The following is a 14535-nucleotide window of genomic DNA, read 5'->3' as shown; positions in this document are numbered from 1 at the left end:
GGCTTCGTGGCGATTGTCCCTCTTTGTTCCTGCGGTCAGTTTCGCGCGGCAAGCCAGATCATGTGGCGGGCGCCGCGCGAGCGGCCCGCGCGCACCGGGCGTTCCTCGACCTCGAAACCGGCCTTGCGCAAACGTCGGGTGAAATTTTCGTCCGGCCCCGACGACCAGTAAGCCACGATCCCGCCGGGCTTGAGCGCGACGCGGGCGGCTGCGAGGCCGGCGCCATTATACAGGCGGTCGTTGGCGCTTGAAGTCAGTCCATCCGGGCCATTGTCCACGTCAAGCAGAATGGCGTCATAGACGCCGGCGTTGGCGCCGACAATGTTGCCGACGTCGCCCTCCAGAATTCTCACGCGCGGATCGTCGAGGCAGCCGCCGAAGACCTCGGCCATTGGCCCGCGCGCCCAGGCGACAACGGCGGGGACGAGTTCCGCCACCTCGACTTGCGCGGCGGCGCCCAGCGCTCCCAGAGCCGCGCGCAGGGTAAAGCCCATGCCAAGGCCGCCGATCAGGATTCTGGCCGCCGAACGGTGCGCGATCTTAGCGAGGCTCAATGTCGCCAGCGCCTCCTCGGAGCCGCTCAGGCGCGAATTCATCAGCTCATTGTCGCCGAGCATGATCGAAAATTCATTGCCGCGCCGCTTGAGCCGCAGCGCGCCGCCGCCGGGGATTGACGCGGTGTCGAGGAGTATCCAGGGCAGCACAGGCGGGCTTTCTGTTTGTGGCGGCTGGATAGCAATATCCGGCCGATTGGAATTTCCTAAGGTCGCGTTACGAAATTGTGTTCGGAGTGGTGTCTAATTGGGAATATGAGGCCAGAAGTAGAATGGAACGGGCACGAATCAACTTGACCATAGAGGTCATGTTATGTTCTCCTTTTTCGGCATTTTAAACCGCTAGATTCGCGATAACTATATAAGTGAAACAGATGAACGTGGAAGATTTTATAAAACATATGACAGGTGAGTGGAAGGAGATCCTTGCGGGGGCGCCGGTTTCTTTTTGTATTGCTGTCGTAGTGGCTGGTGGGTTGATTTGGGGTGTGGTGAATTGGCGCTATAGCTCAATTATCGAGAACTACGAGAGCCGCCTAAAGCTCAAGGACGAACAGCTATCTGACTACAAAGAAAAACTCAATGGGGCGACGCCCGCAGAGGCGAAAGCGCGATTGGACACGTTGGAGCAACAGGTTAAATCCCTGCTTCCTCGCCGATTGTCTGGCGAACAAGCGCAAGCAATCAAGAACGAAATTAACAGTTCAAGGTTTGCAGTTGCAATAATTCATGATGCCGCAGCTGCTGACGTAAAAATGCTGGCAGGCGATGTTGCTCTTACTTTCCAGTCTAGTGGATGGGCTGTAACGACGCCGATTGCCATGGGACTTGGCAATGCTCCACCTTCTGGCATAGCCGTTCGCGTTCAAAATCCAAGCTCGTTGCGTCCAGCCGAACAGGCAGTCAAACGGGCGTTTGAAAACGCAAAAATTCCGTTTGATCTACAAGGCGGCCTGAGTGGTGTTCCGGCCAACTTCCAATTGAGTAGTCCTGATGTCGAAATAGTTTTGACATCCAGACTCAATTAGAGAGCTTATAAAAGCTATCTGATCGCTTCTTCACCGTAGAAATATTGAAAGTCGCTAGCCTTTAATCCGCCAGCGCGGTCAGAATCCGCGCCCAGCTGCGCGCGCCTTTCTGGAACGAGGACAATTCGTATTTCTCATTGGGCGAATGGATGCGGTCGTCGTCGAGGCCGAAGCCGACCATCAGCGAATCCATCTTCAATTCGCGCTTGAATAGGCCGACGATCGGGATTGAGCCGCCCGAGGCCGCCAGCACCGCGGGCTTGCCCCATTCGGCCTCCAGCGCTCGGCTGGCGCGCTGAAGCGCCTCGGAGCGGAACGGCAGCGACAGCGCCGGGCTGGCGCCGTGGCTGATGAATTCCGCCTCGCAATCCTCGGGCAGGCAGGAGCGCACATAGGCGCGGAAGGCCTCCAGAACCGCCTGCGGGTCCTGCTTGCCGACCAGGCGGAAGGAGAATTTGGCGCTGGCCTGCGCCGGCAGCACGGTCTTCGAGCCCTGGCCGGTATAGCCGCCGACGACGCCATTGACGTCGCAGGTCGGCCGCGCCCAGATCTGCTCCAGCACGGAATAATTGCCCTCGCCAGCGGGGACGGACAGCCCGACCTCGCCCAGAAAGGCCTTTTCGTCGAAATCGAGCGCCGCCCATTGCTGCTTGATGTCCGGCGGCAGTTCGGGGACGCCCTCATAGAAATCCGGCAGGGTGACGCGGCCGTTTTCGTCATGCAGGCCGGCGATGATCCGCGACAGCACATGAATCGGATTGACGGCCGGGCCGCCGAACATGCCGGAATGAAGGTCGCGGCTGGCGGCCTTGACGACGACTTCCTCCAACGCCAGCCCACGCAGCATGCAGGTGATGAGCGGGGTGTCGCGATCCCACATATTGGTGTCGCAGACCAGCATCAGATCGGCCTTCAACTCCTTGCCATTGGCCGCGAGGAAGGCGGGCAGGGAGGTCGAGCCGGACTCCTCCTCGCCCTCGAACAGGATCGTGACATGGCAAGGCAGTCCGCCATTGGCGCGCAAGGCGCGGCAGGCTTCCAGGAAGGTCATCAGCTGGCCCTTGTCGTCGGCGGCGCCCCGCGCGACGATCTGCTTGCGCCCCGGGGCCGCTTCGACGATTTCGGGCGCGAAGGGGTCGGCGCGCCACAGCTCCAGCGGATCGACCGGCTGCACGTCGTAATGGCCATAGAACAGCACATTGGGCGCGTCGGGCCGCACCGCCTTGGCCTTGGCGACCACCATAGGATGGCCGGCAGTCGGTCGCGACGAGGCCTCGAAGCCCAGCTCTTTCAGCTGCCCGACCAGCCAGTCGGCGGCCGCAGCGCAGTCCGGGGCGAAGGCGGGATCGGTCGAGATGGATTTGAAGCGCAGCAGCGCGAACAGCCGCTCCAGTGCGCCCTCGCGGTCGGCGTCGAGCGCGGAGAGGGCTTTATCGAGATTGGACATGACGGCTCCTGCCTGAATCGGATTATAAATTATCAGCGCAGGGCGGGCGCGTCACGCCTCGCATGGGAGAGCAGGATATGGTCATGATTCCCGACGGCTGGAGCGGCGACGACAAAAGGATCGCCAAGGTCTTCAAATTCTTCGCCTTCGCCGAGGCCTTGGCCTTCATGGTCGAGGTCGGGCTTTATTGCGAGCGGGTGGATCACCATCCGGAATGGAAGAACATCTACAACCGGGTCTGGGTCGAGCTGACCACCCATGATGCGGGGCGCGTCACGGGGCAGGACCTCGCGCTGGCCGCCCATATGGACGCAGTGTTCTCGCGCGGGCGCTGATCGGCTTTTTGGCGCTCACTCGGCCGCGCTGATGGCGGCGATCCGTTTGCGCGCCTGTTCGCGCGGCCCGGGCAGATGGATGCAGACTTTCGCGCCCTGGCCCGGGGCGGAATCGATGCGCAATTCGCCGCCATGCAGTTCGACCAGCGAATGAGCGATCGAGAGGCCGAGGCCGGGGCCCTTCATGCCGTCCTGCATCAGCGGCGAACGCTGCTCGAACGGCCGGCAGACCCGCGTCAGCTCCTCCTCATTCATGCCGCAGCCGCTGTCCTCCACAATGATGTCATGCGCCGCCCCTTGACGGACCGCGCGCACGGCGATGCGGCCGCCCTCGGGCGTGAATTTCAGGGCGTTCTTCATCAGAATGTCGACGACGCGGCGCAACAGCTCGGGATCGGCGACGACGCGGCTGTCGGCGGGGGCTTCGAAGGCGATCTCCACCTGTTTCGCAGCCGCCGGGGCGCGATGGGCGTCGACCGCTTCGGCCAGCGTCGGGGCGAGGTCGATCTCGCGGGCCTGAAGGGCGATCTGGCCGGCGTCGAGCCGCGACATTTCCAGCACGTCGCTGATCACGCCGTGCAGATATTGGCCCGATTGGCGGATGTGATTGGCGTATTGCACATAACGTTCGTTGCCGATCTCGCCGAAATATTGCTGCTCCATCACTTCCGCGAAGCCGATGATATGGGTGAGCGGCGTCCGCAGTTCATGGCTCATGTTGGCGAGGAAATCGGACTTGGCGCGATTGGCGCCTTCGGCCTCGGCCTTCTGCTCGAGATAGCGCTCGGCGAGTTCGGCGAGCTGCTGCGCCTGCAATTCGAGCGTCTGGCGGGATTTGCGCAGGTCCGCCACGGTCGCCATCAGGCGGCGCTCGCTGTCGAGCAATTGCTGCTCATGCTGTTTCAGCGCGGAAATGTCGGTGCCTACCGAGACATAGCCGCCGTCCTTGGTGCGGCGCTCGTTGATCTGGAGCCAGCGTCCGTCGGCGAGGCGCGCCTCATAGACGCGGCCGGCGCCGTCGTTCGGCAGGACTTCGGCCTGTTCGGCGAAGCTTTGCGACTGGGCCATGGCCATGGCGTAGGGCGTTCCGGGGACGATGCATTCGGCAGGCAGGCCGTGGAGGCGCTGGAACTTCGCGTTGCACAGCACGAGGCGGTTCTGCGTGTCCCACAAGACGAAAGCCTCGGAAATGGTCTCGACGGCGTCGCGCAGGCGAAGATCGGCGGCGGCGCTGCGTTCGGCGAGCCTGACTTGCTCGGAAATGTCGACGGCGATGCCGACCAGATGCGGCGTGCGTTCGCGGCCTTCGTGGATGACCTGGGCGCGCGCCCGGATCCAGATCCATTCGCCGCGGGAATCGCGGATGCGGAAGGCGTGGTCGACGGAATTGGCGCGGCGCGCGGTCAACTGCTCGGCGATCTCGCCAAGGTCGCCGTCGTCAGGATGGATCAGCTTCTTGACGTCGCCGAAAGACAGGAACTCGCCCGCGCGCTCCATGGCGAGCATGTCATACATGGAATCGGACCAATAGATGCGGCCATTGGCGAGATCCCAGTCCCACAGCCCGCAGCGTCCGCGATCGAGCGCGGCGTCGATGCGGTTGCGGATGCGCGCGCGGTCGGATTCGGCGTCTATGGCGCGGCTGGCCTGGGCGAAATAGGCAAAGGCGACGATGCCCATCACGGCGGAGGTGACGATGAGGAGTATGGCGGAGCGCCAGGCGGCGGAGCGCCATTCGGAAAGGGCGCTATCGACTGGCTGGATGATCGCGAGCTGGCCATAGGGCGCGTCGAGATTGCGCACGGTTGCGAGCGCCTCGGTGCCGTTCGACAGGGCGATCTGCATCGGCCCGGCCTTTTCGGCGAAGACGGTGAGGGGCTGCGAAGTCCCGAGATGGCCGGACAGCGAGTTCGCGCGGATCGCGCCCGGCGGCAAGGCGGCGACGATCTGGCCGTCGGGATCGGTGACGGCGATGATCCGTCCGCGGGTCAGGAAGCGGCCAAGAGCCGATTCCAGGATCATGGCGGCGGGCGCTCCCGGAGCCGCATGGCGGGTTGCGACATTGAGGTCTTCCGCCGCAAGACGGCCGACCATCTCCATCTCGGCAAGGGCTTCCGGCACCACCTTGTCATAGCTCTGCAGGGCGACCTGCGCTGCGACGCCGAACAGGGTGAGCAGAAACAGCACGATCATCGCCGGCAGGGCGCTATGCAGCAGGGGCTCAAGGCGCTCTTTCGGCGTGAGCGCGGCCATCGGGGCATGGTCTCCCTGCGTGGCCTGTGCGTCGTCGCCCTGCGCGGCGTGAACCGGGCGCGCGGTGGGAAAAAGATGCGTCACAGCGGCGCCGCCTTGCGGAAGGCTGGACGCCCCGGTCGGTTTCCAGATGGGTTCAGGCGGGCTCGATGCATCAAGACAAAATGAGGCATCGGCGGCGTTCGCACGCGCCATGACTCGCTCCCACAATGGTGAAAATTGACGATCCGGAGCTTTAAAGCGACGCCTCCGAATCAGTTCCATTCGAATCCCAAGGCGGCTTTTTGTCCAGCCTAAATTTTCGTTAATGAAAGCAAAATTTCGCCGAATTTCCTTGCGGCGCAAAAGGTCGCGGCGTCAGGCGAGAAGCGCGCGGGCGGGAGCGAGGTGGTCAAAAAAAGTGTGATAAAACAATAGGAGGCGAAGAAAATGCGATCGGCCGCGGGCGGCGCCTCACTATCGCCGCGCGCTTGGGCTGGCTTGCCGAAACGGGGCGAAAATGGAGCGAAAACAAGGCGAAGACGCCCCTCTGCGCCGGACGCGAAGGGGCGTCTTTGCGGGCTGGCGCGAGGCTGGATTTCCGCGTCAGGCGAGCGAGCGCGCCACAATGTCGCGCAGGTCCGGCGACAGCGCGCTATGCCCCGCGACGAGCTCCAGCGCCTCACGGGCGAGGGCGCGGCGGCCGGCTTCGAGATTGCGCCAGGAACGGAACGCCGAGAGCAGGCGCGCGGCGACCTGCGGATTGACCTCGTCGAGCTTCAGGACGGTTTCCGCGACAAAGCGGTAGCCAGCGCCGTCGGCGGAGTTGAAGCCGGTCGGATTGCCGGTGGCGAAGGCGCCGATCAGCGCGCGCACGCGATTGGGATTGGTCAGGCTGAAGGCGTGGTTATGCATCAGCCGCTTGACGCGCGCCAGCGTTTCGGGCTCGGGGATCATCGCCTGAAGCGAGAACCATTTGTCGACGATGAGCGGTTCGTCGGCGTGGGAGCGGAAGAAGGAATCCAGCGCGCGCTCGCGCTGCTGCGTGGCGTAGGCCGAGAGAACCGCAAGCGCGGCCATCTGGTCGGTCATGTTGGCGCCAGCCTGGAACTGGCGCATGGCGATTTCGGAGCCGTCCGACGAATGGGCGGCCGCATAGAGATCGAGGCAGGCGTTGCGCAGGGCGCGGCGGCCGGCGCTGGCGGCGTCGGGCGAATAAGGCGCGTCCGACGCCAGGCGGTCATAGACGGCGAGCAGGCGTTCGCCGAGCAGCTTGCCGATATCGGAGCGCAAGGCCCGGCGCGCCAGGAAGATGGCGTCGGGATCGACGTCCGAGCCGATGTCGCGGGCGATATCGCCTTCGCTCGGCAGGGCGGCCATTTGCGCGGCGAAGGCCGGGTCGGCATCGCCGGCCTCGATCGCAGCGCCGAGGGCTTCGGCGAAGGCCGGGTTGAAGTCGGGCAGTTCGCCGGCGCGGATCAGTTGCGTCGACCGGATCAGCAGCCGCGTGGCGAGGGTCTGGGCCGCCTGCCAGCGATTGAAGGGGTCGCTGTCATGGGCCATCATCAGCAGCAGGTCGTCCTCATCGAGATCGACATCGAGGATCACCGGCGCGGAAAAGCGGCGGACGAGCGAGGGGACAGGCTTGCTGGGCACGTCCTTGAAGACGATGCGGCGCTGCGCGTCGGCCAGTTCGAAAATCCCGTACTTGGCTTCGCGCGGGCTGGCCGGATTGTCCTGGACCAACGGGATTTCCTGGCCGTCGCGGCCGATCAGGCCGAGTCGGATCGGCATCAGCAGCGGCTTCTTCTCGGGCTGGCCTGGGGTGGGCGGCGTCGCCTGCGACAGGTCGAGCGTATAGGTCTTCGTCTCCGCGTCATAGGAGCCGCGCGCGGTGAGCTTCGGCGTGCCGGCCTGCTGGTACCAGTGGAAGAACTGGCCGAGGTCGCGCCCCGCGCTCTCGGCGAAACAGGACAGGAAATCCTCCACTGTCGCGGCCTTGCCGTCGTAGCGCTCGAAATAGAGCGCCATGCCGTTGTGATAGGCCTCATGGCCGATCAGGCAGCGCAGCATACGGATGATCTCGGCGCCCTTCTCATAGACGGTCGCCGTATAGAAATTATTGATTTCGCTGTAAGTGTCCGGGCGAACGTTGTGCGCCAGCGGGCCGGCGTCCTCGGGAAATTGCGCGGCGCGCAGCGTCCGGACGCTGGCGATGCGCCCCACGGCGCGCGAACGCTGGTCGGCGGTGAACTCCTGGTCGCGATAGACGGTCAGGCCTTCCTTCAGGCAAAGCTGGAACCAGTCGCGGCAGGTGATGCGATTGCCGGTCCAGTTGTGGAAGTATTCATGCGCGACGACGGTCTCGATGCCGGCGTAATCATGGTCTGTCGCGGTTTCCTGGATCGCAAGGATATATTTGTCGTTGAAGATGTTGAGGCCCTTGTTCTCCATCGCGCCCATGTTGAAGTCCGGCACGGCGACGATGTTGAACACGTCGAGGTCATATTCGCGGCCATAGACGAATTCATCCCAGCGCATGGCGTGGATCAGGCTCTCCATCGCGTAATGGGCGCGGTGCTCCTTGCCCTTCTCGACATGGATCGCGAGCTTCACATTGCGTCCGGAGGCGGTGGTGAATTCGTCCTCGATGGAGCCGAGATCGCCGCCGACGAGGGCGAAGAGATAACTGGGCTTGGGATGGGGATCGTGCCAGATGGCGTAATGGCGGCCGTTGCCGACCTCGCCGCTCTCGACCGGATTGCCGTTGGAGAGCAGCACCGGCGCCTCGCGCTCGTCGGCCTCGATGCGCACGGTGAAGACGCTCATCACGTCGGGGCGGTCGAGATAATAGGCGATGCGGCGGAAGCCTTCGGCCTCGCATTGCGTGCAATAGGCCGAGCCGGAGCGGTAGAGGCCCTCCAGCCGCGTATTGGCGGAGGGGTCGAGCAGGGTTTCGACTTCCAGCGTGAAGGGACGCGCGGGCGGATTGGCGATGGTCAGGCGGTCGGGGGTCGACACTTCGGAGAGGTTCAGCGCCTCATTGTCGAGCAGCGCGCGATAGGGCTTCAGGTCCCCGCCGTCGAGCACGAGCGGCGCGCCGGCGACGCCAGCCGGATTGGGGCGCAGGCTTAGGCGCGAAATGACCCGGGTCGCGATCGGATTGAGGCTGATGTCCAGATGGACCGAATCGATCAGGTAGTCGGTGGGGCGGTAGTCGGCGAGACGGACGGGCTGCACGTGATCGGCTTCAGGCTTGGCGGACATGACGCCTCTTAAGGGTTTGCGGGCGGATGGCCCGGACGGCGAAGGATCCCGCGATTCCGGCGGGAACGGCTGTTGCGCCCTATTTATGCCCGCTTGGCCGAAATCGCCATGCGACAAAAGAGATTATCCGCGCGTGGCTTGACCGTTTCCGGGCGGCAGGACAGAAAGGGGCGACGAATGGGGCGAGCGATGCGCAGGATTCGGAAAATCTGTGTCTATTGCGGTTCATCCATGGGCGCGGACCCGGCTTTTATCGCGTCGGCGCGGGATTTCGGCCGCATTCTCGCGGAGAGCGACATCGGCCTCGTCTATGGCGGCGGCGATCTCGGCCTGATGGGCGCGGTCGCCCACGCCGTGCTGAGCGCAGGCGGCCATGTCACCGGGATCATCCCGCGCTTCCTGCAAAAGCGCGAGAACATGCTCGAAAGCGTGCAGGACCTGCTGGTGGTCGAGGACATGCACGAACGCAAGAGGCTGATGTTCGAAAAGGCCGACGCCTTTGTCGCGCTTCCGGGCGGAATCGGCACCCTTGAGGAATTGGTCGAGCAATTGACCTGGGTGCAGCTGCAACGCCATGACAAGCCTGTGCTGATCGCCGATATCGCCGGATTCTGGCGCCCGCTGCTGTCCCTGCTCGACCATATGCGCGAACAGGGCTTCATCCGGGCGAATTGCGAGGCGCGCTATCTGGTCCGCGACAAGGTCGAGGATATTCTTCCCGCCCTGCAGGCGGCCTATGCCGAGGCGCTGGCGCCGGGCGCGTCCTTGCGCCCAGAGTTTTGACGATCAATCGTCCCAGTTGTAATCCGGGCCGATATAGCCGCGGTCGGTCATCACGACCCAGCTCTGGCCGCGCCGCTCGATCCGCTCCACCATGGCGCCGCCAGGCAGGATATCGCCGGGCTCGACTTCCTCGATCCGGCCGCCGCCTTCGACCAGAGCGCGGCCGGGGCCGATATCGCGCAGGACGAAGTTGCGATAGGGCGCCGGACGGGCAGCTTGCGCCGCGGCCTGTATTTGCGCCGGACGGGGCAGGGGCTTGGGGATCGAGGCGGTCGTCGTCTTGTCGATATTGCGTTCAGCCGCCTTTTCGGCGGCTTTTTCCGCAGCCTGGCTCTGGATCTTTTCGATCTTGGCTTGCAATTGCGAGGCCGCCGACGCGGCGTCGGCCTTCTCTTCGGCGAGGCCTTTTTGCAGCGAGGCGATGGTCGTTTCGGCCGCGCGCGATTTCTGGGTCTGTGCTTCCAGCTTGCTCTTCAGGGTTTCGACGTGGACGCGAAGGGCGGCGAGTTCGCGGCGCTGCGCCTGTGCGGCCGTGAGGGCCTCCGCCGCCTTGATCTCCGCCGGATCCGGGGCGGGCGGGCCGAAATAGCCGCCGATCTTGTCCGCCGCCGCCCAGCCCACGCCCAAGGTCAACAGCAGCGCGCCCGCGGAAGCGGAATACAGGCGCCATTTGGGGCGTGTCGGCGAAACCGGCCGGAATTCGATTTCCGGCGCTTCGTCCCAGGAGGCGTCCCAGGAGGCGTTCCACGAGGCGTCACGGGACGCGTCCCAAGCGGCGTCCCAGTTCGGCTCTGTCTGCCGCCGGGCTTGCGGCACGGGATGCGACGGGGGGATCAGATCGTTCATCGGAGGCTCCGCGCGGGTTGGCGCAACCCGCTGTTCCAGAGCCGTCATTTTCTATTGTTCGTCTTAACCCACGATTAACGACGCCGCGATTTTCGCAAGCCGCGTTGCCGATTCGCCTCACCCGTTGTCTTACTCGGCCGCGGCGGCGCCCGAGGCGGGCAGCCGCGTGAGCAGGGCGATCAGGGCGCGGTCCTGGATCAGCGCCATGCGCTCCTTGCGCTGCAGCCATTTCACGGCGTCGTCAATGCTGCGGGCGTCGCTGAGCTTGGCCACCGCCATGGCCCGTTCCGGCGTGATGTCGCCGAGCGCGCGATGCGGCGCGGGCGGCAGGAAGGACTGGTGCAGGGCGCAGAACGCCGGGTCGTCGTGGAGGGCGCGCAGCCCGTCGGCCTGGTCGTGGCCGTCGGCGGCGAGGGCCTCGGAGAGCGCATTGGCGCGCGAGGCGATGGGCGGCGGATTCTTTTCTTCCGGCGTCATCAGCAGGCCGACGCGGCGCAAGGCGAGTCCGATGGATTTCTGGCCGCTGGCCCAGGAGAGGAAGATGGCGAGGATCAGGCCGGCGATGGTTGGCGACATCCAGGCGGCCAGCGAGGGCGAGATCAGAAGCGCCGCGACGAGCGAGATGAAGCCGAGCAAAACATGGTCGCGGTGGCGGCGCATGATGGCCTTGAAGGGCACCGAGCCGTCGTCGCGCCGCTGCGGCTCCCAGCCGGTGTCGAAGCCGAAGATGATATGCATGACGTGTCCGGCATGGACCATCATCATGATCGGCGCCAGCAAGGCCGACATCAGCACTTCGAACAGGGTCGAGAAGACGAGGCCAAGCGCGCCGCCCGAGCCCTTCCGCGTCGGGCCGTCGAACAAGGCGACGATCAGACCGAACAGCTTTGGCGCCAGCAGCACCGCCATGGTCACGATGAACAGCTCCAGCGACCTTTCGGCGTCGAATCGCGGCCAGGTCGGGAAAAGCGTGAAATCCTTGGAAAAATATTCCGGGCGGATATAGCTCGCCTGCAGAACGAGCAGAATGCCGACCAGCAGCTGGGCCAGCCAGAGCGGCGAGGCGACATAGCCCATGATGCCGGTGGCGAAATGCTGGCGCGTGGGCCAGACCAGCCCCTTGGCGGGAAGCACGCTGATGTGCTGGAGATTGCCCTGGCACCAGCGGCGGTCGCGCGCCGCCACGTCGATCAGCGACGGCGGGCTTTCCTCGAAGGAGCCGCCCAGCGAGGGCAGCATATAGACCGAATAGCCTGCGCGGCGGATCAGCGCCGCCTCGACGAAATCATGGCTCAGGATATGGCCGCCGAAGGGCGGCTTGCCCTTGAGATGGGGCAGGCCGCAATGGGCGGCGAAGGCGGCTGTGCGAATGATCGCGTTGTGGCCCCAGTAATTGCCGTCGCGGCCCATCCAGCAGGACAATCCGTCGGCGATGACCGGGCCGTAGATGCGCGCCGCGAATTGCTGCACCCGGGCGAACAGCGTGTTGCGGTTGATGATCAGCGGCAGGGTCTGGATGATGCCGGCGTCGGGGTCGGCCTCCATCGCGGCGGCGAGCGAGACGATGGCGTGGCCGGTCATCAGGCTGTCGGCGTCGAGCACGACCATCTGTTCATAGGCGCCGCCCCAGCGGGCGACGAAATCGCCGACGTTGCCGGCCTTGCGCGCCGTGTTCTTGGCGCGATGGCGGTAATAGACCCGCGCCTTCGGACCGAGCTTGCCGCGCAGAGCGAGCAGGGCGCGCTCCTCGGCGATCCAGACGTCCGGGTCGGTGGTGTCGGAAAGGAAAAACCAGTCGAAGGACGCGCCGAGGCCGGTGGCTTCGACATCCTCGTAAATGGCCTGAAGCGCGCCGAACACCCGCGAGGGGGTTTCATTATAGATCGGCATGACCACTGCGGTGCGGGTCGAGAGCCTTTCCGGCTGGGCGGGCGGCTTGGGACGGACGAACAGCAGATGCAGGAAACCGACCACGGAGGCGGCGAAGGACAGGGCGATCCAGGAGAAATTGGCCAGGAACAGGACCAGCAGCACCCATTTCAGGAAGGTGATGCCGCCCACGTCGATGACGCGGTACATTTCATAGGCGCCCCAGCTGGTCAGGGCGAGGCCGCCGCCGAAGGTGACGAGGCGTGACAGCCAGGGCGAGCGGAACTTGTTGACGAATTTACGCCGCTCGGTCGCCGGATCGAAGCGCGACAGCTTCTGTTCCGGCATGTCGAGGCGCGATTCCTCCGGCATGGCGGGCGCGAAGGGCGCCGCCGGCGGGGCGTTCGGCGCGTGGGCGGGGGCGGTCTCGGTTACAGCGTCCATCTGTAAAGCCAGGTCTCGGAAAGGGGCGCGCCCTGGGATTCAAGGGTCAGGCGCATTTCGCAGGCGTTTTCGCTCGCGACGTCAATGTCGAACTGCACATAGCAGCTCTTGCGCTCGGGCGCCGGATAGGTGCGCAGGCTGGCGATTTTCCCCGGGAAAATGGTCAGATTGGCCTTTACATCGGCCATGCGGGCGACATCGCCGAGAGCGTCGCCGCGAAATTCGACCAGAAAACGGCGCTGCTTGGCCGCGCCGCCGCGCCCGCCGCGCGAGCCGGTGACGGCGGCGGCCGGCGGACGCGACGGGGGCGACCAGCACCAGAACTGGCGATAGGCGAAATCGGCCTGCTGGCCCTTGGCGAGCGGCGTTTTCGACCGCCAGAAGGCGATCATGTTCTGCGCGTTTTCGTTGTCGGACGGAATTTCGACCAGTTCGACGGATCCGGCGCCCCAGTCGCCGATTGGCTCGACCCAGAGCGACGGGCGGCGCTCCCAATGCTGGGTGAGGTCGTAGAAATCGTCGAATTCGCGGTTGCGCTGGAGGAAGCCGAATCCCTTGGGGTTATTGTCCACGAATTCCGAAATCTGGAGATTGTTGCGGTTCGAGACTGGGCGCCAGACCCATTCGCCCGCGCCGGTGAGCATCTGGAGCCCGGTGCATTCCGCCGCCGCGTCGCGCACGTCGTCGTCGCCGCGCCGGTCGAGCGGGCTGAAAAGGCTGGTCGCGCTCATGGTCGCCAGCCCGAAATAATCGAGCGCGGCGCGGGGAAACAGCGAACATTCGACGTCGATAATGGTGGCGTCGCCGGGGTGGATCGTGAAGCGATAGACGCCGGAGACGCTTTCCGAATCGAGCAGGGCGTTGATGGTCAGGGCGTTGGCGGCGCGGCTGGCCTTTTCGATCCAGACCGCGCGGAAGAAGGGAAATTCCTCGCCCCGCGCGTCGCCGGTGCGGATGGAGAGGCCGCGCGAGGTGACGCCGAGGTTCTGGCCGCGCGCCGCCGAGCGAAAGAAGCTCGCGCCCTGGAAGATGGCCAGTTCCTGCAAGTCGCCGCGATCGTCGCGCCGCAGCACGCGGAAGCCGGAAAAGTCGAGCTTGGTCGGCGGGGCGGGGAGATTGACGCCGCCGAAGACGAATTTGGAGGCGTCGTAATTCAACCGCCGCGACAGGCCGCCCTCTACGAGGTTGATCTGCATCGGATTGGTGAAGATGAAGCCGCGGTGCAGCGGCTCGATGACGAAGCCGCTTGAATCGTCGGTCCAGATCAGGCCGTCGGGCTTCGCTCGGATCGCGACATAGCCTTCATAGGTGAGGCTGGTCAGGGCGCCCGGCAGGTCGACGTTGGGCGCGACAAAGGGTTTCGAGGCCAGGGCGCGCGCCATGTCGACGACGGCAGGGCCGGAGAAGGGCATCGCGTCGGCAGGCTGTTCCTGGGCGAATGCGGAAGGCAATGTGTCGGCGGCGGCGAGGGCGGCGGCGCTTCCCGCCAATTGTAACACTTCCCGTCGCTTCAACATGGGAGAGGCAGTCCGTTCCGATTGTCTTGTCATTCTTGGCGCGGAAGACGCTCCTCGCCAAGGGCCGGCGCCCGCAAAAAGGTTCATACGAATGGCCTAGGGCTCATACGAATGGAGATCGCCCTTATCCGTCCGCTTTTCCCCGGCTGGCGGGTTATAAACTAATTTGCGGCGGTTGCGAGGCGGATTTTTTGCCTTGCCGGATTTTGCCGC

The 14535-nt window shown here is 64.7% G+C and carries 10 protein-coding genes; 3 read left to right on the top strand and 7 right to left on the bottom strand.

The features are described 5' to 3' along the window. Nucleotides 1–35: 35 nt before the first annotated feature. Nucleotides 36–704, bottom strand: coding sequence for a hypothetical protein (locus QM467_RS13800; RefSeq protein ID WP_283366913.1), 669 nt, complete (start codon nucleotides 702–704; stop codon nucleotides 36–38). 224 nt (nucleotides 705–928) lie between these two features. Here QM467_RS13800 and QM467_RS13795 point away from each other — a divergent pair, with 224 nt between their 5' ends. Continuing rightward, a complete protein-coding gene (locus tag QM467_RS13795) occupies nucleotides 929–1582 on the top strand; it encodes a hypothetical protein (protein ID WP_283366912.1) in 654 nt (217 codons plus the stop codon). 61 nt (nucleotides 1583–1643) lie between these two features. Here QM467_RS13795 and QM467_RS13790 read toward each other — a convergent pair whose 3' ends face one another. Continuing rightward, nucleotides 1644–3029 (bottom strand): M20/M25/M40 family metallo-hydrolase, encoded by a 1386-nt coding sequence (locus QM467_RS13790; RefSeq protein ID WP_283366911.1) that lies wholly within the window; start codon nucleotides 3027–3029, stop codon nucleotides 1644–1646. Nucleotides 3030–3106: 77 nt separating this feature from the next. Here QM467_RS13790 and QM467_RS13785 point away from each other — a divergent pair, with 77 nt between their 5' ends. Next, nucleotides 3107–3364, top strand: a complete 258-nt coding sequence (locus tag QM467_RS13785) for a 4a-hydroxytetrahydrobiopterin dehydratase (RefSeq protein WP_283366910.1) — start codon at nucleotides 3107–3109, stop codon at nucleotides 3362–3364. 15 nt (nucleotides 3365–3379) lie between these two features. On the opposite strand, the gene QM467_RS13780 is transcribed toward QM467_RS13785, so the two are convergent. Further along, the gene (locus tag QM467_RS13780; RefSeq protein ID WP_283366909.1) at nucleotides 3380–5701 is read right to left on the bottom strand and encodes a PAS domain-containing sensor histidine kinase; all 2322 of its coding nucleotides are present in this window, start codon (nucleotides 5699–5701) and stop codon (nucleotides 3380–3382) included. Between the two features lie 501 nt (nucleotides 5702–6202). Beyond that, entirely contained in the window at nucleotides 6203–8863 is a 2661-nt protein-coding gene (pepN, locus tag QM467_RS13775) for an aminopeptidase N (protein ID WP_283366908.1), read from the bottom strand. A gap of 189 nt (nucleotides 8864–9052) precedes the next feature. On the opposite strand from pepN, the gene QM467_RS13770 reads away from it, so the two are divergent. Continuing rightward, entirely contained in the window at nucleotides 9053–9646 is a 594-nt protein-coding gene (locus tag QM467_RS13770) for an LOG family protein (protein ID WP_283366907.1), read from the top strand. A gap of 3 nt (nucleotides 9647–9649) precedes the next feature. Here QM467_RS13770 and QM467_RS13765 read toward each other — a convergent pair whose 3' ends face one another. The 3 genes from QM467_RS13765 to QM467_RS13755 all read right to left on the bottom strand — a co-directional run bounded on the left by QM467_RS13765 (nucleotide 9650) and on the right by QM467_RS13755 (nucleotide 14304). Then, the gene (locus QM467_RS13765; protein WP_283366906.1) at nucleotides 9650–10492 is read right to left on the bottom strand and encodes a hypothetical protein; all 843 of its coding nucleotides are present in this window, start codon (nucleotides 10490–10492) and stop codon (nucleotides 9650–9652) included. Between the two features lie 129 nt (nucleotides 10493–10621). After that, nucleotides 10622–12805 (bottom strand): glucans biosynthesis glucosyltransferase MdoH, encoded by a 2184-nt coding sequence (gene mdoH, locus QM467_RS13760; protein ID WP_283366905.1) that lies wholly within the window; start codon nucleotides 12803–12805, stop codon nucleotides 10622–10624. Then, entirely contained in the window at nucleotides 12793–14304 is a 1512-nt protein-coding gene (locus QM467_RS13755; protein WP_342395129.1) for a glucan biosynthesis protein, read from the bottom strand. Before QM467_RS13755 ends, mdoH begins: the two co-directional genes overlap by 13 nt. Nucleotides 14305–14535: the final 231 nt, after the last annotated feature.

This window comes from Rhodoblastus sp. 17X3, assembly GCF_030056575.1.
In the GTDB taxonomy this organism is placed as follows: Bacteria; Pseudomonadota; Alphaproteobacteria; order Rhizobiales; family Beijerinckiaceae; genus Rhodoblastus.
Note: the sequence above shows the minus strand (reverse complement) of the source record. Positions and strands in the feature narration are given on the sequence as shown.

Bases quoted from the DNA above. Each gene is read 5' to 3' on its own strand.
- QM467_RS13790 (WP_283366911.1), bottom strand. From the start codon at position 3,029: ATGTCCAATCTCGATAAAGCCCTCTCCGCGCTCGACGCCGACCGCGAG.
- pepN (WP_283366908.1), bottom strand. From the start codon at position 8,863: ATGTCCGCCAAGCCTGAAGCCGATCACGTGCAGCCCGTCCGTCTCGCC.
- QM467_RS13785 (WP_283366910.1), top strand. From the start codon at position 3,107: ATGGTCATGATTCCCGACGGCTGGAGCGGCGACGACAAAAGGATCGCC.
- QM467_RS13765 (WP_283366906.1), bottom strand. From the start codon at position 10,492: ATGAACGATCTGATCCCCCCGTCGCATCCCGTGCCGCAAGCCCGGCGG.
- QM467_RS13795 (WP_283366912.1), top strand. From the start codon at position 929: ATGAACGTGGAAGATTTTATAAAACATATGACAGGTGAGTGGAAGGAG.
- QM467_RS13770 (WP_283366907.1), top strand. From the start codon at position 9,053: ATGCGCAGGATTCGGAAAATCTGTGTCTATTGCGGTTCATCCATGGGC.
- mdoH (WP_283366905.1), bottom strand. From the start codon at position 12,805: ATGGACGCTGTAACCGAGACCGCCCCCGCCCACGCGCCGAACGCCCCG.